This window comes from Desulfovibrio faecalis (assembly GCF_053570625.1).
In genome coordinates, this window is record NZ_JBRBQR010000001.1 from 251,900 (window position 1) to 273,365 (window position 21,466).

The following is a 21,466-nucleotide window of genomic DNA, read 5'->3' on the forward strand; positions in this document are numbered from 1 at the left end:
TGTTTCTCTGGCAAGGCCAGCATTATTCCCAAAATACAGCGCGGGGGGTTCCGGTTCCGGGGCCTCCCGCGCAAACACAAGGTCTGTCAGCATATGGCGCACCCTGCCGATTCCTGCCCCGCGCACAGCGGTAAATCCCCGGCCCCCGAATTTAAGGCGGATACTTTTACGTTGCCTGCCCCCGGTTGGGGCTGGTGGGTGGCGGTTGTGGCTTTGCTGCTTCCCTTTGCCTATGCCTTTGGCTTTCTGTTTCCGCGCGGGGATGACTTTGATGAAGTCACCAGGGCCATGTTCCCCTTTGATCTGCCCGGCGGGCTGTATGAAGTTGCCCGCGAATGGCTGACCTGGAGCGGGCGCTACACCTACCACTTCCTGGCGGTTTTTCTGGGCAAGGCAGGGGAAATCCGCCCCCTTTACGGGCTTGTGTGCGCGGGCGTGGCGTCGCTGTTCGGCCTTGGCCTGTTCGGCCTCGCGCGGGTGGTACACATACGGCGTGGCCCTGCTGCTTTTTGTGGATTGCTGGGCGTGCTTGTGGTGTTTGCCGGTCACCAGAGCCTGCCCAACTTCTACCTGCTGACAGATGCCCTCACCATGGGCCTTTTGCAGGCCATGACTCTTGTCTTTCTGTGGATGCTCTGCCGCCTGTGGGCCGCCCCGGCAGCCGAGGCCCGCAAGGCGCGGCGTCAGGCCATCATTGTGGGCCTACTGACGGTTGGTGTGTTTGAGCATTCGGCGCTGGCGTCTTTGGCGGCATGTACGGTTGCAGTTCTGCTTGCCCTTGCGGATCGTTTTGCAAGACGGGAAACGGAACCAGATGCCACGCAAAACGCCCGCACCCGGCTGCGCCATTTAAGCGTTCTGTGGTTATGGGTTTTCGGGGCTTTGCTGTTTTCCTTTCTTGCTCCGGGCAATCAGGTACGCAGGGCTGCCCGCCATATCGGCACAGACGTACAGCTACGCCAGCTTGCCGCAGCTGTTGACGAATGGCGGCAGGTGGCCTTTTGGTTTTTTGACGGGCTATGGCCGTGGGCTGTTCTGCTGCTGGTGCTTGTGCTGCGCGGCATGCGCGGGCAATGCCCCATCGTGAGCAAGGGGACTGCGCGTTCCGGCCTGCTGATGGCGATTCTGGCCGTGGCAGCGTATCTGGGACTTTCAGCCCTGCTCACCGTGGTGCATGCCTTCAGTGATGTGACCATCAGCTCCACTGGCAAGCTGCCCGCAGGTCTGACCATTTTTTCAGCCTATGCCGGCGGCTTTGCCCTGTGGGGTTTGCTGAACGCGTCCCCTTCTGTGGAACGCGCCTTGGCGCGGCTGCCCCATCGGGCGCTCATGGCTGCGCTGCTTATTCCCCTGCTGGCTCTGCTTGCCAGCAGCTCCAACTGGCGCAACACCATGACCAATGCCGCCAACGGCAGCATGCTCCACCTTGGGCTGCAATTGCAGGAACGCTACGACACGTTGCAGGCCGTGGGCAATGCCGCCCAGCCAAAAGATGCGCCGCCGCGCTTCGGCCTGCTTGGCGAAATCTACCGACCCGGCGCACGCAAGCGAGCCATAGACAAGAATTTGCCCCTGCCTGTGGTGCAGCGCAGTATTCCGGCGACAGTCTTTCCTGTGCAAATGGATGAGGCCTTGCCCGCGCAGCCTGAAACATGGCCCAACCTCTGGGCAGCCTGGATGTTTGGCCTCGGCGGCGTATACAGCGCACCGCCCGTGGCCGCCGCAGCCGTGGCGGCGCTGGAGGCACCTGCGGACATGGCCGCGCAAAAGCCAGTAACGCTGGGCTTGCCGCAAGGCCTGCATGATGCGGGAATTGACGCAGCATGGCTGGTGCGCGCCAATGGCGCGCCGCCAAACGCGCACCTCACAGCGACTACCACCACGTTCAGCGATCTGTGGCTGGTGCTTCACGGACAGGATATTTCAAAGATTGAACGCATTGCGGTTTTGCGGCTCAACAAAACGGATTGGCGCAGGCTTATGCCCGTATTCCTGCAACGGCTTGCTGCATCACATCTCCTGGAGCGGCAGATGCTTGCAGACAGCGCCGCCGGAGGCTCCGCCTATCAGCAAATACTGGACGCGCTGGCAGGTGAACAAATCCACTTCATGGCTGAAGGCTGGAAGGTCGGTGAGTATCTGGCAGTGCCGGTGAGTCCGGCTGTCAATGTGCCGCTGGGCCTTTTTGTGAGCCTGGACAACGGTCCCATGCTCCGGCTTGAATTGTCAAAACCCTGACCAGCCGGACGGTGCAAACGCACGCAGGCGCAGGAGCCGATCAAGGCTGGTCTAACTGGCCTGAGCTGGTGGCCGGGGTAGGCTGGCGTGGTTTGGCGGTCAGCTTGATCAGGCGTAGTTTGCCCAAGGCACGGCCTGCAAAACCGTGGTGACGCCGCGAAAGAAAGCCTGTGTTTCCTCCGCTGTAATGTGTTCCGGCAGGCAGTAGCGCTCCCTGTACCAGGGCAATGTGAGCCGCAAGGCTGCCTGCATGGCATCCTGACGAGGATGCAGCACATCAACAGGCCGGGTCTGAGTGGCATCCTCGCCCGCTTTACATGGCTGGCCGAAAACTACATAGCGCCTACACGCAATCGGACGCACAGGATAAGCGCCGCAGCTCCTCTCCAACAGGAAAGGGCAGGCACCCCCAAGAGTTGTCCGCGCCCCGTGGAACAGCACAAAGGCTGCTTTGAGAGCGTTCCGCCTGGAGGGGAGAAGCTCCAGCTCCGCAAAAAGGCGCAAGGCCAGAATTTCCAGTGGGGTTGCAGGGATGGGCTGGATACAGCATTGACAGCACCCCGGCCCGCAGGCTGGCGGCTGCTTCTGGAGCGCGATGGATTCCGCTACGTCGCAATCCACCAGGGCATACGCGTCCAGCAGCAGACTCATGCCCGGCATGCGCTCAAACCTGCGGTTGTTGTACCTGAAGCGCTGAGCGTCTTTTCCCGGACTGGCAGCCATTTCCCACTCCTTGCCAACGTGCAGCCCCGCAGAAAACCACTGCCGAAGCAGCGGTCTGTCCACGGGGCTGGCAGATAGGGGGCTACTTCAGCCGCAACGTCCAATCGGTCATGGCCTGCATGAGGGCCGTTGCCTGACTCGCAAGGGCTTCATCCTGCACATCGCCGTTATCGGCAAAGGCAGGAGTGAAAGCGTTGGAAAAAAGCTCTGGCTTGTTCAGTACGTGCAGGTTCAGGTACACGCATACCTGACGCAGATGGTACTGCGCCCGCGATGTGCCCATGCCGCCGCCAGCACCCACGATGCAGGCGGTTTTGCCTGTAAGGGGGGCGAGGTCGGTTTCGCGCGAGAGCCAGTCCAGCGCATTTTTCAGCGCGGGAGCAAGAGAATAATTGTATTCGGGGCAGGCCAGAACCAGCCCGTCCGCTGCGCTCACCTGATCAATGAGGCGTTGCGCCACTGCGGGTTTTTCAATATCCGCGTTGTAGAACGGCAAAGCGGAAATATCTGCAATTTCAAGGCGTACGTTCTGAGGAAGATGCGCTGCGCAGCACCGCAAAAGCCCGGTATTGCGCGAAGCCTTGCGCAGACTGCCCGATATGCCAACAAAGGTAAGGTTGCCCATAACTACTCCTTAAGGGTTGCATAGACACGAGTAGTTTACTGTGTTTTTACGCAAAAGCCCATATGCCTTGCCGCCGAAATTCCGCACGGAAGATTCTTCATCAGGCTTTTGCCTTGTCCCTGGTTCTGCTCTCAAATTTATCTTTGTTCACAACCACGCGCTCGTGCGTACCCTCGCCGATCAGCCCTGTCTCGTCATAGGCAGCAACCTTGAAACCCAGACCTTTGCCGTTGGAGGAAACTGCGGTTACTTCCGCAGTAAAACGCACCTTCATACCCTGCGGCGTCGCTGCCACATGGCTGACGTTGATGCCGGTTCCTACGGTCGTTTGCCCTTCTTCGAGGTGCGGCTGCACCACATCCACGGCTGTGCCTTCCATCCAGGCCACCATCATGGCGGTGGAAAAAACACTTACTTTGCCGCTGCCCACAGTACTTGCCAGCATGGCCTCGGTAACCGTGGTTTCTGCCGTACCGTTCATGCCGGGCGTAATAGTATTGCTCATGCCTGCCTCGCTGGCTTTTAACATTGCGCATGGGTTGCGCTCACGGCAACTACCATGCGTATTTTTATTCTTATTGGATGATAGATGACTTGCTGCCCTCTTTCAACACGATTGCCCCGCGCCCTGAATATGCCCATTGAGCATGATGCTGCCGCTTAAAAAAATCTCGACCCCCAAGCATAACTCTGGCATCATTACCAAAACCTTGCACGTGATCTTTTTTTACCGAGGGTACATTGCAGCGGCAACGCCCGGCCACAAGCCCCACTGCAACACCTGCCGGCGTCCATCGGCCCACAAGGCTGCCTTAAGGATCTCGTTTTCAGGACAAAGCTGCCGCGCTCCAACCGGCGCGGCTTTCTTGTTCTTTGCGCGTAACTCTTTGCGAGCAAGGCCTTTTCGTTCACCTTTTTTTGAGGAGTCCGTTTTATGAAGCGCTTTTTGCGTTGGACATGGGGCGTTGTGTTCGTCTGCCTGCTGGCGGGCGGCGTGTTGACCGCATTGCCGCAACAGGCAGCTGCGGCGGCCTACAAGGCGGAATACAAACTCAGCGTGGTACCCGGCGCAACATCCGGGTGGGGTCTCACGGCAGCCCGCTTTGCGGAACTGGTGCACGAGCGCACCAACGGGCGCATCAATATCAAGGTCTACCCCTCCAGCCAGTTGCTGGCAGGCAAGCAGACTTCCGAATTTCTCATGCTGCGCAATGGCGCCATTGACTTTGCTCTGGCGTCCCCGATCAACTGGTCGCCGCAGATCAAGGAACTGAACCTCACAGCCCTGCCCTTTCTCATGGCTGTACAGCCCGACCGCTACAAAGCCATAGACGCCGTTACCTCCGGCAAGTCTGGTGCAATGCTGATCGCCGCCGTTGAAAGCAAGGGCGTCAAAATCCTCGGATGGGGCGAAAACGGCTACCGCGAAATGACCACCAGCAAAGGCCCCATCACCCAACCTGAAGATATGCAGGGCCTGAAAATTCGCGTGGTGGGCAGCCCGATCTTTATCGATACGTTTCGTGCCATGGGCGCAAACCCGGTCAACATGAACTGGGCCGAAGCCACCACGGGTTTTCAGCAGGGCGTTGTGGACGGGCAGGAAAATCCCACCAACGGCATCAACATTCCCCTGAAAATATGGGACTATCACAAATTCCTCTGCGATTGGCACTACGTCATTGACCCCCTGATGCTGGGCGCGAATCCCGGCGTGTGGAAGAGCTTTTCGCCTGAAGATCAGCAGATTCTGCTGGCTTGCGCCAAGGAAATGGAGCTGTACGGCAAGGCGCTCTCCCGCCTGGGCATGGATGACGGGCAGTCCAAGGCCTACCTTGAAAAAATCGGCAAGCTCCCGGAAATTACCGATCCTTATGCCTGCCTTGAGCAGCATGGCATGACGGTAACACGTCTTAGCCCGGAGCAGACCGCGCAGTTTTTCAAGGCCACACAGGCCGTGCGCGATGACTGGACAGCCAAGATCGGCCCCGATCTTGTCAAAGCGGCAGAGCAGGACATGGCTGCTGCGAAATAGCATTAAACAGCCCCCTTTTGCAGCCTAAGGCTCAGGAGGGGGCTTTTTCAGGGATGGGCAAGAACATGTGGAGTTTGCTGGACAGACGGTTTGAGGACTACCTGGGATCGTTCATGCTGGCTGCAATGGCGGCCATTGCTTTTATCAACGTGGTAGTGCGTTACTGCACCTCTTTTTCTTTTGCCTGGACAGAAGAACTGACCATCAATTTTTTTGTCTGGATAACCATGCTGGGAACAGCCCGGGCATTCCGCGAAGGCGGACACCTCGGCATGACCGCCCTGTACGATGCCCTGCCCCGGCGTTTTCGCCGCGTTTGCTACTGGGGATCCGTGCTGCTGGCGGTATGCTTTTTTGGCGCTCTGTTCTGGACAGGACTCACCGAAGTTCTGGACGAAATCGACCTTGAGGCTACTTCCGAAGCATTGGGGATTCCGGTGTGGTGGTACACCATCGCCACGCCCGCGTTTTCCCTGCTGATCATTTTCCGCATTGCGCAAAGGGCCGTTGAGGACCAGCGCGCCAACAACTTTTAGGAGGCGGGACTATGGACTCCCTGTTACACGATCCCGCATTCTGGCTGCTGGCGCTTTTTATCATCCCCCTGTTGTTGCGGGTGCCCATTGCTCTGGCGCTGGGCTTTTCCGCCCTCGCTGTGGTGTGGAAGTGGGATATGGGGCTTAACATGCTTTCCTACAATTTTTTTGCAGGAATAGCCAAGTTCCCCCTGCTGGCCATCCCCTTCTTTATTCTGGCGGGCTACATAATGGAGCGTGCAGGCATTGCCGCCCGCATTGTGGCGCTCATGGAAGCGCTGGTCGGCTCCATGACAGGCGGGCTGGCAGTCGCCACGGTTGCGGTTGCCACCTTCTGGGGCGCGGTGAGCGGCTCCGGCCCTGCTACGGTTGCTGCGCTGGGCCTTATTCTTATTCCCGGCATGGCCAAAGCCGGCTATGACAAAGCCTTTGCCACCGCAACGGTTTCCGTTACATCCGGGCTTGCCATTGTCATTCCGCCAAGTATTGCCTTTATCGTTTATGGCGGTGTTGCGGATGTTTCTGTGCCTGCACTCTTTGCGGCGGGCTTTATCCCCGGCGTTGTGGTTGCCATATTCATTATGGGCGCTGTGCTGCTCATATCCCGCAAGCACGGATACAAGGGCAAGGAGCGGCAACAGCCTGTCAGCAAGGCCTTGCGCGAGGCTTTTTGGGGCATCATGACCCCGGTGGTTATTCTGGGCGGCATTTACGGCGGCGTGTTTACCCCCACCGAAGCCGCTGCGGTTGCCATCTTCTACGGCCTCTTTGTGGGCGTCTTCATTTACCGCACCATCAACAGCCTTGCGATGCTGGTCGAAATACTCACCGAAACCGTCAAGGCAACAGCTGTTGTCATGATTGTGGTTACATGCGCGGGTCTGTACTCCTGGGTGGGATCAACCGTGGGGCTTGTAGAAAAATGTTCTGGCGTTCTGCTGGGCGTTTCAGAAAATCCCTGGGTTGTCCTGTTCATGATCAACATCATCCTGCTGCTTGCGGGCATGCTGCTGGACGCCATTTCCATCTACTATGTTTTTCTGCCCTTCATGCTGCCCATTATGACGCATTTTCAGTGGGACCCTGTATGGTTTGGCATCATGATGACAACCAACCTTGCCGTGGGGCAGGTTACGCCGCCTGTTGCGGTTAATCTGTACGTAGGGGCCAAGATCAGCGGCCTGACCATGGAGCAGATCAGCAAGGCTGCCCTGCCGCTCATTGGCGCTGCCCTGCTTGCCCTGGCTGTCATAACCGCATTCCCGGAACTCTCAACCTTTATGCCCAAGCTGCTGGGCCTGTATTGATGAAACACGGTGCCCGGCCCATCCGTGATTTGGGGTCGGGCACCAATGCGGAGCCAGGCTTCAGCCCCCCCCAAAGACCGGGCAAGTCATTGCCAAGCCTCCCGCAACATACGGTTAGGGAGTGGGCCAAGACATCTGGAAAGCAGAAAATGAAAAAGCCCTCGCAAAGAGGGCCGTTTCATGTGGAGGTTGCTGCCGCCAACGCGTACGCGGTGACTGCGGCTATATGGAAAAATCAGGCATTGGCTGCCTTGAGCATCTCTTCAACCATGGAGAGCGAAGGCGTCGCGCCAGAATCAAGGCCGCACAAGCCGCGCACTGCCAACATGAGCATGTCAAACTGGAGGGCCATTTCGGTCACGCCGTTGTGGATCACGCACACATCGCCGCGCATGAACAGCTTGTAGGCATGACGGCTGCGCTCCTGCCCGCTGGAACGAACAATGTAATAGATCTGTTCATTGCTTTCAGTCACATACAGCTTTTGGCGGGTAAGTGTGCCAAGCGATTCGTCATACCAGGAACATTCCGAAAAAAGACGACCGCAAAAAGCAAAGTCGCAGCCGTTGTCCTGTTTCAGGCAAATGTCTTCCATGGTTTTCTGCACGTCCATTCATTCCCTCCGCAGGCTCAGACCATCAAACAATGGCCACAAAAATCCCCAGTTAACGTTGGGGAAAACTAGCACCGCACCAGAAGCGTTGTCAATAAAGCGCAGCAAGCGAACAACAAAATCGCATGCGCAAAGTGCACTTAAAATTTATAACATATCGATATATATATCTAAAAAAGATATGTTTTCTTTTGCGGTTTACCCTAAAGAAAATGGAAAGCCGTACCTGACATGAATAAAACCGGAGGGGGAAGGCAAGGGTGCTCACAGGCTGTTTTTTCTGTCTGGAGCGCCCGTTGTTCTCAACACGCATTGCGGTTGCGGCTCCTCGCCGGGCCTGACCGCCTGAGCTTAGCGGGCGCGCCGCCGGATAAAGCGCGCATAGGCTCTCGCCACCGGAGATGCAGGATCCATTGCCTCCAGATACACGCCATCAGCGCACAGGGGTTCTGGTGCTCGTGCCCGGGGGGCTGGCTTATGCGCACTTGCCGTTTTCCGCGTTGCGGCCTTGTCCAGCCCAGCCTTGCCCATGAGCAGGCTGACCTTTATGGCGCTGAAAAAGGGCTGTTCCATAAAGGCATTGACCCTCTCCAGCATTTCGGCCGCCATAAGGTGCAGCTCCTGCGCCAGCATGGCATCCTCTGCCCCTATAAGCAGAACATCCCGATGATGCCCCATAGGCCGCGCCAGAGGCGCAAGATCAGGCCCCATGACCATGCCCCAGTTGAGCCAGAGCTGCTGCAAACGCGCCCGCGTTTCCCCCTGGCCGGGGGCAGCGCCAAGCCCCGCCATTACAGAGGCCATGACCTCCATGGCGTGTACGGGTTGCGAATCTTTCTGTCGTTTGCGGAATACGGCCATTATCGTTCCTTAAAAACAGACAGCGGCCCTGATCCTAGCCGGGATTTTGGTGTTGCTGGACGCGAGCTACTGCCTATGCCTGCTGTGAACATATTGACTATATGCTGATATATTGATACTTACATCAATCAAATTTGATTTACTGAAACTGGACAGATAATGGCACTTTTATTTTTCAAAGCGCTGTCGGATGAAACCCGCCTGCGGCTGGTTCATATTCTGCTGCATTACGAACTCTCGGTCAACGAGCTGGTCAGTATCCTTGATATGGGGCAATCGCGTGTTTCGCGTCACCTCAAGATTCTTACCGAGGCAGGGCTGCTCACCTCGCGCCGCGATGGCCTGTGGGTTTTTTATGCCACGCCGCGCGCGGGCGAAGAACTTGATTTTTTGCGCGCCATCACACCCTTTGTCCACCCGGACGCAGCCATGCGGGCAGACCTTAATATGGCCGCCCAGATTCTTGAAGAACGCGCGCTTAAAACCCGCCAGTTCTTTAACGCCATTGCGGAAGACTGGGACGAGCTGAACCGCGAGGTTCTTGGCAGCTTTGATCTGGCCGAGGCCGTTTGCGATGCCATGCCTGACGGCTGCGGCACCGCTGTAGACCTCGGCTGCGGCACGGGCGCGGTGCTTGCGCGCATGCTGCCCAAGGCCCAAGGGGTCATCGGTGTGGACGGCTCCGCCCGCATGCTTGAAATCTGCCGCCGCCGCTTTACACCGGAGGATCTGGCCGAGGGCCGAGTTTCACTGCGCATCGGCGAACTGAGCCACCTGCCGCTGCGCGACCACGAGGCGGACTTTGCCTGCATCAACCTTGTACTGCACCATCTTTCAGACCCGGCTGAAGGCCTGCGCGAGATCCGGCGCATCATGGCGGTGGGCGGCAGGTTCTTTGTGGCCGATTTTCAACGCCATGCCGATGAAACCATGCGCTCCCGCTACGGTGACCGCTGGCTTGGCTTTGACGAGCAGCAGCTTGGCCTTGATCTGGCTGCGGCTGGCTTTGCGGTTTTGCACTGCAAGCACATGCAGGTGAACAGAAACATGACCATGCTTCTGCTCAGCGCCGAAGCCCGCTGATAACCTGGCGCAGCGCGCTCATATTTCCCATGATTTTACCGACAACAACAAAATTGCGGATAGGAGAAAACAATGATTAAGCCCCTTGACCTTACCCTTGACTACAAAGTGGCCGACATTTCCCTGGCAGACTTTGGCAAAAAGGAAATGCAGCTTTCCGAGCGCGAAACGCCCGGCCTCATGGAATGCATCAAGAAGTACGGCCCCACCCAGCCCCTCAAGGGCCTCAAGGTCACCGGCTCCCTGCACATGACCATTCAGACTGCCATGCTCATCAAGACCCTGCACGCCCTTGGCGCAGACATCCGCTGGGCTTCGTGCAACATTTTTTCCACCCAGGATCACGCCGCCGCCGCCATTGCGGAAAGCGGCATGGCCAAGGTCTTTGCATGGAAGGGCGAAACCCTTGAAGACTACTGGTGGTGCACGGAAATGGCCCTCACCTGGCCTGACGGCAGCGGCCCCGACCTTATCGTGGACGACGGCGGCGACGCCACCCTGCTGATCCACAAGGGATATGAAGCGGAAAACGACCCCTCCATCCTTGACCAGAAGACCGACAACAAGGAATTTCAGTGCATTCTTGACCGACTCAAGCTGCGACTCAAGGAATCCCCCCAGCACTGGCACAAGGTTGCCGCCAAGGTTAAGGGCGTTTCGGAAGAAACCACCACCGGCGTTCACCGCCTCTACCAGCTGGAAGCCGCCGGAACCCTGCTGTTCCCGGCCATCAACGTCAACGACTCGGTCACCAAGTCCAAGTTCGACAACCTGTACGGCTGCCGCGAATCCCTGGCTGACGGCATCAAGCGCGCCACCGACATCATGGTGGCAGGCAAGGTTGTTGTGGTCGTGGGCTACGGCGATGTGGGCAAGGGCTGCGCCCAATCCATGCGCGGTTTTGGCGCTCGCGTTCTGGTGACGGAAATCGACCCCATCTGCGCCCTTCAGGCTGCCATGGAAGGCTTTGAAGTCACCACGGTTGAAAACGCCCTTCCCCAGGGCGATATCTATGTGACCTGCACCGGCAACTACCACGTCATCACCCGCGCCCACATGGAAGCCATGAAGGACGAGGCCATCGTGTGCAACATCGGCCACTTCGACAGCGAAATTGAAATGTCCTACCTGGAAAACACTCCCGGCATTACCTGCCTGAACATCAAGCCGCAGGTGGACAAGTGGACGCTCAAGTCCGGCCGCAGCATCATTGTGCTGGCCGAGGGCCGTCTGGTTAACCTTGGCTGCGCCACCGGGCACGCCAGCTTTGTCATGTCCAACAGCTTCACCAACCAGACCCTTGCCCAGCTCAAGCTCGCCTCCGAACCGCTGGAAAACAAGGTTTACACTCTTCCCAAGGAACTGGACGAAGAAGTGGCCCGTCTGCACCTTGCCCGCCTTGGCGTCAAGCTTACCACGCTTACCCCCGAGCAGGCCGAGTACATCGGCGTGAAGGTTGAAGGGCCCTACAAGCCCAGCCATTACCGCTACTAGACCAGCAAGGCGAACATTCCAGAAAGAAAAAGCCGGAGCAAAGCTCCGGCTTTTTCTTGTTGTACTGTCCTGAAAAGGGGAAGATCACCATCATAAATCCTTACTTTTTTTAATGCTTTCAGCTTCATCTATAACTAACCGGATAAACGCATCAGGTTTTATTTCAAGCGCCTCACTTAAAAAGAACAAAACATTCAATGACACATTCCACTTACCATTTTCCAATCCGGTAATGTAAGCCCTTTCTATCATCGCAAGCTCAGACAACTTACGCTTGCTCATGCCAAGAGCTTCACGTCTGCCCTTCAGAATATTTGCAACTGCTTCATTTAAATAAGGATATTTTTCCATCCTATTACTATAACGGAATTTTCTTGACTAGACATGGGAGTATATTACCATCTATATCAGGGGCAAGTATCCGTGCTGTTTCGTGCTTTTTGGTCACATAATCCCTCTACATTATTTCTTTACTGCAATTCAATTTTAGTTTCATAACCCCCCAAAATAGGGGCTTGAATTATTATCTACGGAAGCAATTACTTTACAGACAGCCTAACTACTTCTCATAGTAGCTGTTTTATTTTGTAGATAATGTTGACCAAAAAAAAATTATTACTTTATTATTTTACACAAAATAGAACTTAGGTTCTTTTTATTATTATAATATTTTGTAATTTAATTTTATAATTTAATTCAATGTTATTTTTATGTATTTATACATTTTTACACTTAAGTAATCTATACCTATGTAAAAATGATACTAAGCCGATAAACTAAAATGGTAGCAGGAAAATTTATACAAAATCAACCCTGCGTTCCATTTAATTAAAATTTTAACAAAAGATTGAGCGAAACGCCTAAACAGATCTTATCACAGTGGAGAAGCATCATGAAGTTGAGTGTCAAGTTATCCTTGATGGCAGGTTTTTTAATGGCTCTGACAATTGCCCTTGGGCTTTTTAGCCTTGTGCAAATGTCAAAGATCAATGACGGCACAGCAGACATTAATCAGAACTGGCTCCCCTCCACCAGATATGTCTTGAATCTCAACGTAAATACATCAGATTTTCGTCTTGCCCAGGTGCAGCTTGCCAGCAGTCCAGAAGCACAAGACAGGGCTCGCTATCAGGCCAGAATGGAAGCTACACTCAAAGACATTGAGAAGAATAAGTCGCAGTACGCCCCGCTCATTGCTTCAGCCCAAGAGAAGAAGGCATACGAGGGCTTCCTGCACGAGTGGCAGAGCTACATGGATATTTCCAAAGATGTGGTAATGCTTGCCAACAAGGGGCAACTGGAAGAAGCGCGTGACCTCACACGTGGCAAAACGCGGGCCATTTTTGAAAAATCCACCGCATACCTGGAAGATCTTGTCCGCATAAACACGGAAGGCAGCCTGGCCGCCAGCAAAGGCTGTGATGACTTGTATTCCTCGTCCAAACTTTTGGTCATCTGCCTGCTGGTGGCCTCTGTTCTCGCGGGAACCGCCACTGCGGTTGTCATCCTGCGTGGCACCCACAAACAGCTCGGTAAAGACCCCGGCGAACTGAACACTATCGCCCAGCGGGTTGTGGATGGCGACTACAACATTGACGATGGCAGCCCAAAGGCTGGCGTATACGAATCCATTGTAGCCATGGTTGCGGCACTCAAGAACCATATTGACCACGCCAAGGAAGAATCCCGCAAGGCTCAGGAAGCAGCGGAACAGGCCCGCAAGGCCCAGATTGTGGCCGAAGAAGCCACTGCGCGCGCAGAAACAGCCCGCAAGGAAGGCCTGCTTGACGCCGCCACCCAGCTTGAAGGCGTGGTCAACGTCATCGCATCAGCCTCTGAAGAACTTTCCGCCCAGATCGAGCAGTCTTCACACGGCGCAGAGCAACAGGCACACCGCATTGCGGACACTGCCACGGCAGTGGAAGAAATGAACGCCACGGTCATTGAAGTTGCCAAGAACGCCGGAGCCGGAGCAAACCTGTCCGCTTCCACACAAAGCAAGGCCAAGGAGGGCGATGATGTAACCACAAAGTGTCGGCGAGCCATGGACGAGGTTCAGGCCGAAACAATAGGCCTTAAAACCAACATGGACACTCTTTCTGTCCACGCACAGGCCATTAACGAAATTATGACTGTTATCTCGGACATCGCCGACCAGACAAACCTGCTGGCGCTCAACGCAGCCATTGAAGCAGCGCGCGCTGGCGAGGCAGGCCGTGGTTTTGCCGTTGTGGCAGACGAAGTGCGCAAACTGGCGGAAAAGACCATGTCCTCCACCCAGGATGTGGGCAAGGCCATTCAGGCCATTCAGGAAAGCTCCAATGAAGGCGTGAGGCGCATGGATCAGGCCGTGGGCAAGGTAAACCTTGCTGCCGATCTTGCGGAAAAATGCGGTGCCGCGCTTGCGGAAATTCTCAGCCTTGCGGAGCAGACCGCTGATCAGGTGCGCAGCATCGCCACCGCCAGCGAGGAGCAGTCCGCTTCTTCTGAAGAGATCGCCCGCTCGGTGGAGCACGTCAATACCATTGCGTCTGAAACATCACAGGCGATGGGCGAGGCCAGCAAGGCTGTTTCCGAGCTGGCGGCGCAGGCCCAGAACCTGTCCCGCATCATAACACAGCTCAAGAATTCCTAACTCTGGCTGTACGCAGTCTCGGGGCGGCCTTGCAGACGCAGGGCCGCCTTTTTTGGGCCCTGTCGCACCCCGCTATTTTCCCAACCCCCGTTTACGCCGCCCAGGCTCGCCCTCCCTCACCAAGAGGAAATACGCACCCCAGCTCTGGCGGCTGTGGCGACAACGTGCTCTTCCATGGCCAAACGCGCCCCGTGCGAGTTCCGTGTCCGCAGATGCTCCAGCAGTGCCGCATGTTCGCGCATGGTCTCCACCAGCCCTTCCTGATTAGAAAAAGGCAAACGCTGGCTTTCAGAAAACAGATCAAAAAACGGGCGCATGGCCTCAATGAAAAAGGGGTTGTTAGCCGCTTCAATCATCTGGGTGTGAAAGGCGAAATCCAGTTGGGCAAAAAGCTGCACGTCACCGCGCACACTGGCCTGCTTCATGTCGTCCAGCATGGCTGCCATGTCGTCAATTTGGGCCTGCGTGGCGTTCAGGGCCACAAGGGCGGCAATGGCCGGTTCTATGGCATGCCTGAACTGAAAAATCTGCGTTTCTTTACCCGCAATAAATGACCGGTCAAACCACGTGACAGGCGCCCCAGGCAGGCTCTCCTGCGCACGCGTCACCAGAAACACGCCCTTGCCGGGCTGAATGCTCACCTTGCCCATGGTCTCCAAAATAACCAGAGCTTCGCGTACCGTGGGACGGCTGACTCCCAGAGTTTCCGCAAGTGCGCGCTGTGGGGGCAGTTTATGCCCTTCTTGCCAGTTATTATCTAAAATCATTGACAAAATGCTTTCAGCGGCTTCTTCCGAGCTAGACTTCCACATTTTTGTAGCTTCTTCAAACTTTTCCTGTAATTTAGGGCACATAGTTTCCACCAAATTGTAGAAGTAATATTTTTCGTTTACCCATGTTGACAAATTTGTAGAATACGCGCAATCATTTTTTACCGGTCTTACCAGAAATTGACCAAAACGTGGATAATTCCGGACTCACTCAAACATTTTCTTCGGGGGACGTCATGCAATTTTTTCTCAGCCGCCTTGGTTTCATCCTGACCGTCATGCTGCTGACCGCAGCCCTGCCGCAATCCCTTTACGCCCAACAAACGGGCAACACGCTTGAATCAATAAAAAAGTCAGGCGTTATCTCCATTGCTGTTCCGCAGGACTTCCCCCCCTTTGGTTCTGTGGGCGCAGACATGCAGCCTGTGGGTTACGATATCGATACTGCCCGGCTTATTGCAAAAAGCCTTGGCGTCAAGGTGAAGCTTGTGCCGGTAACCAGCACAAACCGCATCCCCTACCTTACCACAGGCAAGGTTGATCTGGTCATTTCTTCACTGGGCAAAAATGCCGAGCGCGAAAAAGCCATCGACTTTTCAGTGGCCTACGCGCCTTTTTTTAACGGCGTATTTGGCCCCGCCGATCTCAAGGTCGCCACAGCTGAAGACCTGACAGGCAAGACAATCGCGGTGACCCGTGGTGCGGTTGAGGACATGGAACTGACCAAGATTGCGCCCGCATCCACAGAAATTCGCCGTTTTGAGGACAACAGTTCAACCATCGCCGCCTATCTTTCCGGCCAGGTGCAGATGGTTGCCACGGGCAACGTTGTGGCTGCCTCCATCAACGGACAAAATCCATCCAAGCATCTGGAAGTCAAATTCCTCATCAAAAATTCGCCCTGCTACATCGGGCTGAACAAAAACGAGCCGGAACTGCAAAAGGCTGTGGACGACATCATCACCCAGGCAAAGAAGGACGGGCAGCTTGAAGCCATTGCGCAAACATGGCTGCACACCTCCCTGCCGCAGGATTTTTAAAAATTTCTGCGACTTGCAAAAAAAGGACCGCGAGGAACACATTGTTGCCAAATCTTTACCGGTAAGACCGCAAGGTTATAACGGCATGATTTGGCGGCGGCAACCTCGCAAAGCTGCAAAACAGCGACTTTGCCGCAGCAGCCAGGACGTATGGAGGAGGCGCCCATAGAGCGACCTCCCGTTAGGGGAACAGCCATGGCCTATCAGTTTACCTTTGAGCCCATTGCGGCAAACTGGCCATTGCTGGTTCAGGGGGCAGCCCTGACGCTGGCCCTCACGGCGGTCAGCGCCACGGTGGGCCTTGCCGTGGGCATTTTGGGAGCGGTTTCACGCGAGTGGCGGTTGCCCTTTTTGCACCCGTTTTTTACCGCCTATGTGGAATGCGTCCGCAACACGCCCTTTATTGTGCAATTGTACTTCATATACTTCGGCCTGCCCGCCCTTGGGGTACGGCTGAACGGATGGGAAGCCTCCGTGCTGGCAATGGTCGTCAACCTTGGCGCATATTCGACAGAAATCATCCGGGCTGGCGTGGCGGCTGTGCCCAAGGGCCTGATTGAAGCCGCAGACTCCCTGGCAATGAGCCGCTGGCAATGCCTGCTCCACGTGATTCTGCGCCCGGCGCTCAAAACTGTGTGGCCCGCCCTGTGCAGCCAGATTGTCATTGTCATGCTGGGGTCTTCGGTATGTTCGCAGATAGCCGCCGAGGAGCTGACCTTTGAGGCCAACCTCATCCAGAGCCGCACGTTCCGCGCCTTTGAGGTCTACCTCGCCAGCACGCTCATGTATCTTGCTCTGGCCATCGCCGTGCGCAAGAGCCTGCATGCCTTTGGCAAACACTGCATCCGCAGGGGGCGCGCATGATCAGCTTCTCTATCTGGGACATGCTGCGCCATCTGCTTACGGGCGCTGGCTGGACAATTGCCCTGTCTGCCATCGCTTTCGCTCTTGGCGGAGTCATGGGCCTTATTGTGCTTTTTGTGCGCATTTCGCCCAAGGCCCAGCTGCGCGCTCTGGCCATGACGTATATTGAGTTTTTTCAGGATACGCCGCTGCTTATGCAGTTTTTTCTCATCTTTTTCGGGCTGGCACTGTTTGGGGTGGATATTTCGCCCCTGGCCGCCGCAACGCTGGGCCTTACGTTCTTTACCAGCGCGTACCTTGCTGAAATCTGGCGCGGATGCGTTGAGGCGCTGCCCAAGGGTCAGTGGGAGGCATCGGCGTGCCTTGCCATGAACCGTTACGAGCAGCTGCGTCACGTCATTCTGCCCCAGGCCTTGCGCATAGCCATCCCCCCGACTGTGGGCTTTTCAGTACAGGTCGTCAAAGGAACTGCCGTGGCCTCGATCATCGGCCTTGTGGAAATAACCAAAACCGGAACCATGATCGCCAACGCAACATTCAGGCCGCTGCTGGTCTACGGCCTTGTGGCTGCGGGGTATTTTCTCATGTGCTACCCGCTTTCGGCCTTTGCCCGCTGCATCGAAAGGAGGCTCCATGTCGCTGGTCGTCGTTGATGAACTGCACAAGCAGTTCGGTGAAACCAAGGTGCTGCGTGGGGTCAACCTCACGGTGGAAGAAGGCGACGTTGTGGCCGTCATTGGCCGTAGCGGATCTGGCAAGAGCACGTTTCTACGTATTCTCAACGGGCTGGAAACCTTTGATGCGGGTTTTGTGAAAATTGACGGCGATCGTGTCCATGGGCTTGAAAACGACTTGCGCCCCCTGCGGCTCAAGGTGGGCATGGTCTTTCAGCAGTTCAACCTCTTTCCTCACCTTACAGCGGGGGAAAACGTCATGCTGGCCCCGCGTATTGTCAAAAAAGAGCCCGAAGCCGAAGTGCGGAAGCTTGCCGCAGAAATGCTTGCGCGGGTGGGCCTTGCCGACAAATTCAACGCCTTTCCCGATCAGTTGTCTGGCGGGCAGCAGCAGCGGGTGGCCATTGCCCGGGCGCTTGCCATGCGCCCCAAGATGTTGCTGTGCGATGAAATAACCTCCGCCCTTGATCCCGAGCTGGTGGGCGAAGTGCTTGAGGTTGTGCGCAAGCTTGCGGCAGAAGGCATGACCCTGATCATGGTCACTCACGAAATGCGCTTTGCCCGTGAAGTAGGCAATAAACTGGTATTCATGCACCAGGGTAAGGTTCATGAGGCCGGGGCCCCCAAGGCGCTTTTTGCCAAGCCCGGCACTCCAGAACTGGCTTCGTTCATCCAGACGGTGAACTAAGCATTATGGGCAATTTATCAAAAATTGCTCCGGCGTCCGCCCATGCGAACGCCCGTTGCGGAGACCGGCGCGCTGTGCCCGGTCTGGGCAAACAAAACTAAATCTGCTCAAGGAGGAAACATGGCTTATCCAGAGGGTTTGCTGAAAACACGGGCGGTCATCCGGCCCGGCGAATATGCGGTCATTCCGCCGGAAGGTCGGGTGCGCAACGTCATACCCGGCATTGAAGGATGCTACATGTCCATCATTGCCTCCCCCAAACTGGGCGCGAGTTTTGTGCAGTATGTAGGAACCGCCCTGCCCGGCGGGGGTACCGTTGCCCCCTTTGCGCAAGAGCCGGGCGTGGAGGCCTTTTTGTATGTCATGGACGGCGAAGGCGCGCTGACCGCAGCCACCTGCGGGCAAAAGCACACCTTGGCCCCCGGCGGCTACGTGTTTGCACCCGCTGGCAAAAGCCTTGAATTTACCAACACCACCAATGCCCCGGTGCGCTTTCTGCTCTACAAGCAGCGTTACATCGCCCTGCCGGGCCACGAGGCCGAAGTAGTATTCGGCAATACCGCAACAATGGAAGAGCGCATCTACGAAGACATGGCCAACGTGTTTATCCGCGATCTGCTGCCCACCCATCTTGGTTTTGACATGAACATGCACACCCTCAGTTTTGACCCAGCAGGCTGCCATCCCTTTGTGGAAACCCACGTGCAGGAGCACGGGGCCTATCTGCTGGAGGGCGAGGGCATCTATCTGCTGGGGGCCGAGTGGATTCAGGTGCAGAAGGAAGATTTCATTTTCTTTGGCCCCTATACCCCACAGGCCGTATACGCCACTGGCAGGGGACGGCTCACGTACATCTACTCCAAAGACTGCAACCGCGATGTGGCCCTCTAGCCTCCCGCTTTTTCAACAAGGATATACCATGTCACAGTTTGGCGAAATTTACAGGGACGAAGACGTTGATATTTCTGTGCTGCACGGCAAGACCATTGCCATCATCGGTTACGGCAGCCAGGGCAAGGCACAAGGCAAAAGCCTGCGCGACAGCGGCATCAACGTGATTGTGGGCGTAGGCGACAGAACCGTGCACAACAGCTGGAAGGACGCCGAGGCCGACGGCTTTGCCGTGTACGACATCGAGGAGGCCGTAAAAAAGGCGGATATCGTCCATATCCTGCTGCAAGACCCGGCCCAGCCCGCCGTGTACTATTCTTCCATCCACGCCCACCTGCGCCCCGGCCAGACCCTCAGCTTTGCGCACGGCTTTGCCATACTCTACGGCACCATCAAACCGCCCAAGGATGTGGATGTCATCCTGTTTGTACCCAACGGCCCCGGCCCGGTGGTGCGCCGCAAGTTCAAGGAAGGCTCGGGCATCTACGGCGCTGTGGCAGTTGATCAGGACGCCAGCGGTCATGCCGCCGCCACGGCCCTTGCCATTGCCAAGGGCGTGGGCAGTACCCGCGTGGGCACGATCAAGCTCTCGTTCCAGCACGAAACCGAGGGCGACAATTTTGAAGAACAGGTGCTTTACGGCGGTGCCATCCAGCTCATGCGCTCCATCTACAAGGTCATGACCGATAACGGCTATCCGGCTTCCTTCGCCTATGCCAAGGCTGTGCGCTCCATCCGTTCCATCATTGACGATATTGATGAGGTGGGCGTGGAAGAATACCTCACGCGCCGGGCCAGCCGCACCTGCGAATTTGCCGTGCGCACATCCGGCCCGCGCGTCATCAACGAAGACGCCATCCAGCAGATTTTTGAAGAAACGGAAAAAGGCATCTTTGCCCGCAACTGGCTGAACGAATTCAATCTGGGCATGCCCACCCTCAACCGCATGCGCCGCACCTGGGCCGAGTCGGACATGGAGCGCACCGGTAAACTGTTCCGCGACAAATTCGGCATGTCATAGGTATCCGCCGCTGGCGGGGGTATCTTGGGGCCACGGCATGACGGCCCGTGCCCCCGCCGAATGAATAGAGCCTGAACCAAGGGAGAAGGCATGAACTCTGTGCGTGTAGACAAAGCGCGGCTGCAAAACCGCATGGAAGCAATATCTGCATTCGGGGCAACTGAGGGCGGCGGCGTCACCCGGCTTGCCCTGTCCGATGCAGACAAAGATGCCCGGCAGCAACTCAGCGCATGGCTGCAGGAGCTGGGCTGTGAGATCCATGTGGACGGCATGGGCAACATCTTTGCCGTACTGCCGGGCAAGGACAGAACCCTGCCCCCGGTGATGACAGGCTCTCACGGCGATTCCCAGCCGCTCGGCGGACGCTTTGACGGCATGCTGGGCGTTGTGGCTGGCGTGGAGGTTGTGAACGCCCTGCGCGATGCGGGCGTAACCCTGCTGCGCGATCTGGTGGTAGCCGACTGGACAAATGAGGAAGGTTCCCGCTTCACCCCCGGCTGCTCTGGCTCCGGCGTATGGGCTGACAAGCTGGCGCAGAAAGATATGTATGCCCTCAAAGACCAGCAAGGCCTTACCCTTGGCGGGGAGCTTACACGCATCGGCTTCCGGGGTGATTCCAGTTACTTCCCCCGACCTGTGCATGCGGCCTTTGAACTGCACATAGAGCAAGGGCCTGTGCTGGAAGAGAAAAGCATCCCCATCGGCATACCACAGGGCATTGTGTGCCTGCGCTGGTACAATGTGCGCGTGCAGGGCGTGCCCAACCATGCCGGGCCAACGCCCATGACCAGCAGGCACGATGCCATATACGCCTTTTCGCTCATGGCGGCGCGCATTTTCGAGATTGCCCGAGACTCCGGTCAGGTGGTGGCCACAGTGGGCGAAGTGCATGCTTCCCCCAATTCACGCAACGTCATTGCCGGGGATGTGCAGTTCACCATCGACGTGCGCGGCTGGGACGAAGCCGCCACGGATGACGTGTGCCAGCGCATTGAGGCCGCGCTGACAGAGGCAGCCCAACAGGCGGGGTGTCAGGTAACGCCAGAACGCATCTGGCAGGTTTCGCGCGTGCCCTTTGACCAGCGCCTGCGCGGGATGGTGCGCGAGGCCGCGACCAGCCTTAACCTCCCATGCCTGGACATGGTCTCCGGAGCATCGCACGACATGATCTATATTGCCCAGGTTGCGCCGGGAGCCATGATATTTGTGCCCAGCATGGGGGGCCGCAGCCATGCCGAAGTAGAAAATACCTCATGGGAAGACTGCGCAGCAGGCGCGGACGTGCTGCTGCACTGCCTGATGCGCACGGGCAACGAGCCCGGCTAAGGCAATTTCAATCCACAAAATTTTACGGGGGAGGGGTCTTTC

Annotated in this window: 21 protein-coding genes; 14 read left to right on the forward strand and 7 right to left on the reverse strand. The window is 56.6% G+C overall.

What is annotated here, in order from left to right; all coding sequences use genetic code 11:
- Positions 1–93 precede the first annotated feature (93 nt).
- A complete protein-coding gene (locus ACUZ79_RS01020; RefSeq protein WP_449250429.1) occupies positions 94–2,238 on the forward strand; it encodes a hypothetical protein in 2,145 nt (714 codons plus the stop codon).
- Positions 2,239–2,346: 108 nt separating this feature from the next.
- Here the strand turns inward: ACUZ79_RS01020 and ACUZ79_RS01025 are convergent, their stop codons facing one another.
- The 3 genes from ACUZ79_RS01025 to ACUZ79_RS01035 all read right to left on the reverse strand — a co-directional run bounded on the left by ACUZ79_RS01025 (position 2,347) and on the right by ACUZ79_RS01035 (position 4,091).
- Positions 2,347–2,961 carry a YkgJ family cysteine cluster protein gene (locus ACUZ79_RS01025; protein ID WP_449250430.1) on the reverse strand — a complete coding sequence of 205 codons (615 nt, stop codon included), beginning with the start codon at positions 2,959–2,961 and terminating at the stop codon, positions 2,347–2,349.
- Positions 2,962–3,043: 82 nt separating this feature from the next.
- Positions 3,044–3,586, reverse strand: coding sequence for an NADPH-dependent FMN reductase (locus ACUZ79_RS01030; RefSeq protein ID WP_449250431.1), 543 nt, complete (start codon positions 3,584–3,586; stop codon positions 3,044–3,046).
- A 100-nt stretch (positions 3,587–3,686) separates the two neighbouring features.
- Entirely contained in the window at positions 3,687–4,091 is a 405-nt protein-coding gene (locus ACUZ79_RS01035) for a thioesterase family protein (protein WP_240823229.1), read from the reverse strand.
- Positions 4,092–4,520: 429 nt separating this feature from the next.
- Here ACUZ79_RS01035 and ACUZ79_RS01040 point away from each other — a divergent pair, with 429 nt between their 5' ends.
- Genes ACUZ79_RS01040 through ACUZ79_RS01050 form a run of 3 tightly spaced genes read left to right on the forward strand, consistent with a single transcriptional unit; the run spans position 4,521 to position 7,464 of the window.
- Complete coding sequence (locus tag ACUZ79_RS01040) at positions 4,521–5,621, forward strand: DctP family TRAP transporter solute-binding subunit (protein ID WP_449250432.1); 1,101 nt, start codon at positions 4,521–4,523, stop codon at positions 5,619–5,621.
- A 53-nt stretch (positions 5,622–5,674) separates the two neighbouring features.
- Complete coding sequence (locus tag ACUZ79_RS01045) at positions 5,675–6,157, forward strand: TRAP transporter small permease (RefSeq protein WP_225530006.1); 483 nt, start codon at positions 5,675–5,677, stop codon at positions 6,155–6,157.
- An 11-nt stretch (positions 6,158–6,168) separates the two neighbouring features.
- The gene (locus ACUZ79_RS01050) at positions 6,169–7,464 is read left to right on the forward strand and encodes a TRAP transporter large permease (protein WP_240823231.1); all 1,296 of its coding nucleotides are present in this window, start codon (positions 6,169–6,171) and stop codon (positions 7,462–7,464) included.
- 235 nt (positions 7,465–7,699) lie between these two features.
- Here ACUZ79_RS01050 and ACUZ79_RS01055 read toward each other — a convergent pair whose 3' ends face one another.
- Positions 7,700–8,077 carry a hypothetical protein gene (locus ACUZ79_RS01055; protein ID WP_022658986.1) on the reverse strand — a complete coding sequence of 126 codons (378 nt, stop codon included), beginning with the start codon at positions 8,075–8,077 and terminating at the stop codon, positions 7,700–7,702.
- A gap of 351 nt (positions 8,078–8,428) precedes the next feature.
- Positions 8,429–8,938 (reverse strand): DUF721 domain-containing protein, encoded by a 510-nt coding sequence (locus tag ACUZ79_RS01060; RefSeq protein ID WP_449250433.1) that lies wholly within the window; start codon positions 8,936–8,938, stop codon positions 8,429–8,431.
- Between the two features lie 159 nt (positions 8,939–9,097).
- Between ACUZ79_RS01060 and ACUZ79_RS01065 the strand changes: the two genes are divergently transcribed.
- On the forward strand, positions 9,098–10,021 hold the full coding sequence (locus tag ACUZ79_RS01065; RefSeq protein ID WP_192113100.1) for an ArsR/SmtB family transcription factor: 924 nt from the start codon (positions 9,098–9,100) through the stop codon (positions 10,019–10,021).
- 72 nt (positions 10,022–10,093) lie between these two features.
- Positions 10,094–11,515 carry an adenosylhomocysteinase gene (gene ahcY, locus ACUZ79_RS01070; protein ID WP_449250434.1) on the forward strand — a complete coding sequence of 474 codons (1,422 nt, stop codon included), beginning with the start codon at positions 10,094–10,096 and terminating at the stop codon, positions 11,513–11,515.
- A gap of 90 nt (positions 11,516–11,605) precedes the next feature.
- On the opposite strand, the gene ACUZ79_RS01075 is transcribed toward ahcY, so the two are convergent.
- Positions 11,606–11,866, reverse strand: coding sequence for a helix-turn-helix domain-containing protein (locus tag ACUZ79_RS01075; protein ID WP_240823234.1), 261 nt, complete (start codon positions 11,864–11,866; stop codon positions 11,606–11,608).
- A 541-nt stretch (positions 11,867–12,407) separates the two neighbouring features.
- Between ACUZ79_RS01075 and ACUZ79_RS01080 the strand changes: the two genes are divergently transcribed.
- A complete protein-coding gene (locus ACUZ79_RS01080; protein ID WP_449250435.1) occupies positions 12,408–14,150 on the forward strand; it encodes a HAMP domain-containing methyl-accepting chemotaxis protein in 1,743 nt (580 codons plus the stop codon).
- Positions 14,151–14,266: 116 nt separating this feature from the next.
- Here the strand turns inward: ACUZ79_RS01080 and ACUZ79_RS01085 are convergent, their stop codons facing one another.
- Positions 14,267–15,004 carry a FadR/GntR family transcriptional regulator gene (locus ACUZ79_RS01085; protein ID WP_449250436.1) on the reverse strand — a complete coding sequence of 246 codons (738 nt, stop codon included), beginning with the start codon at positions 15,002–15,004 and terminating at the stop codon, positions 14,267–14,269.
- Positions 15,005–15,156: 152 nt separating this feature from the next.
- Here ACUZ79_RS01085 and ACUZ79_RS01090 point away from each other — a divergent pair, with 152 nt between their 5' ends.
- The 7 genes from ACUZ79_RS01090 (at position 15,157) to ACUZ79_RS01120 (ending at position 21,424) form a co-directional block, all read left to right on the forward strand.
- Entirely contained in the window at positions 15,157–15,960 is an 804-nt protein-coding gene (locus ACUZ79_RS01090; protein ID WP_449250437.1) for a transporter substrate-binding domain-containing protein, read from the forward strand.
- Positions 15,961–16,155: 195 nt separating this feature from the next.
- The gene (locus tag ACUZ79_RS01095) at positions 16,156–16,824 is read left to right on the forward strand and encodes an amino acid ABC transporter permease (RefSeq protein ID WP_449250438.1); all 669 of its coding nucleotides are present in this window, start codon (positions 16,156–16,158) and stop codon (positions 16,822–16,824) included.
- Positions 16,821–17,477 (forward strand): amino acid ABC transporter permease, encoded by a 657-nt coding sequence (locus tag ACUZ79_RS01100; RefSeq protein WP_240823239.1) that lies wholly within the window; start codon positions 16,821–16,823, stop codon positions 17,475–17,477. The genes ACUZ79_RS01095 and ACUZ79_RS01100 overlap by 4 nt, the downstream gene beginning before the upstream one ends.
- Positions 17,458–18,186, forward strand: a complete 729-nt coding sequence (locus ACUZ79_RS01105) for an amino acid ABC transporter ATP-binding protein (RefSeq protein ID WP_240823240.1) — start codon at positions 17,458–17,460, stop codon at positions 18,184–18,186. Before ACUZ79_RS01100 ends, ACUZ79_RS01105 begins: the two co-directional genes overlap by 20 nt.
- Before the next feature lie 120 nt (positions 18,187–18,306).
- Positions 18,307–19,077 carry a (S)-ureidoglycine aminohydrolase gene (gene allE / locus ACUZ79_RS01110; RefSeq protein WP_240823241.1) on the forward strand — a complete coding sequence of 257 codons (771 nt, stop codon included), beginning with the start codon at positions 18,307–18,309 and terminating at the stop codon, positions 19,075–19,077.
- Positions 19,078–19,105: 28 nt separating this feature from the next.
- The gene (gene ilvC, locus ACUZ79_RS01115) at positions 19,106–20,098 is read left to right on the forward strand and encodes a ketol-acid reductoisomerase (RefSeq protein ID WP_449250439.1); all 993 of its coding nucleotides are present in this window, start codon (positions 19,106–19,108) and stop codon (positions 20,096–20,098) included.
- A 90-nt stretch (positions 20,099–20,188) separates the two neighbouring features.
- The gene (locus ACUZ79_RS01120; protein ID WP_449250440.1) at positions 20,189–21,424 is read left to right on the forward strand and encodes a M20 family metallo-hydrolase; all 1,236 of its coding nucleotides are present in this window, start codon (positions 20,189–20,191) and stop codon (positions 21,422–21,424) included.
- Positions 21,425–21,466: the final 42 nt, after the last annotated feature.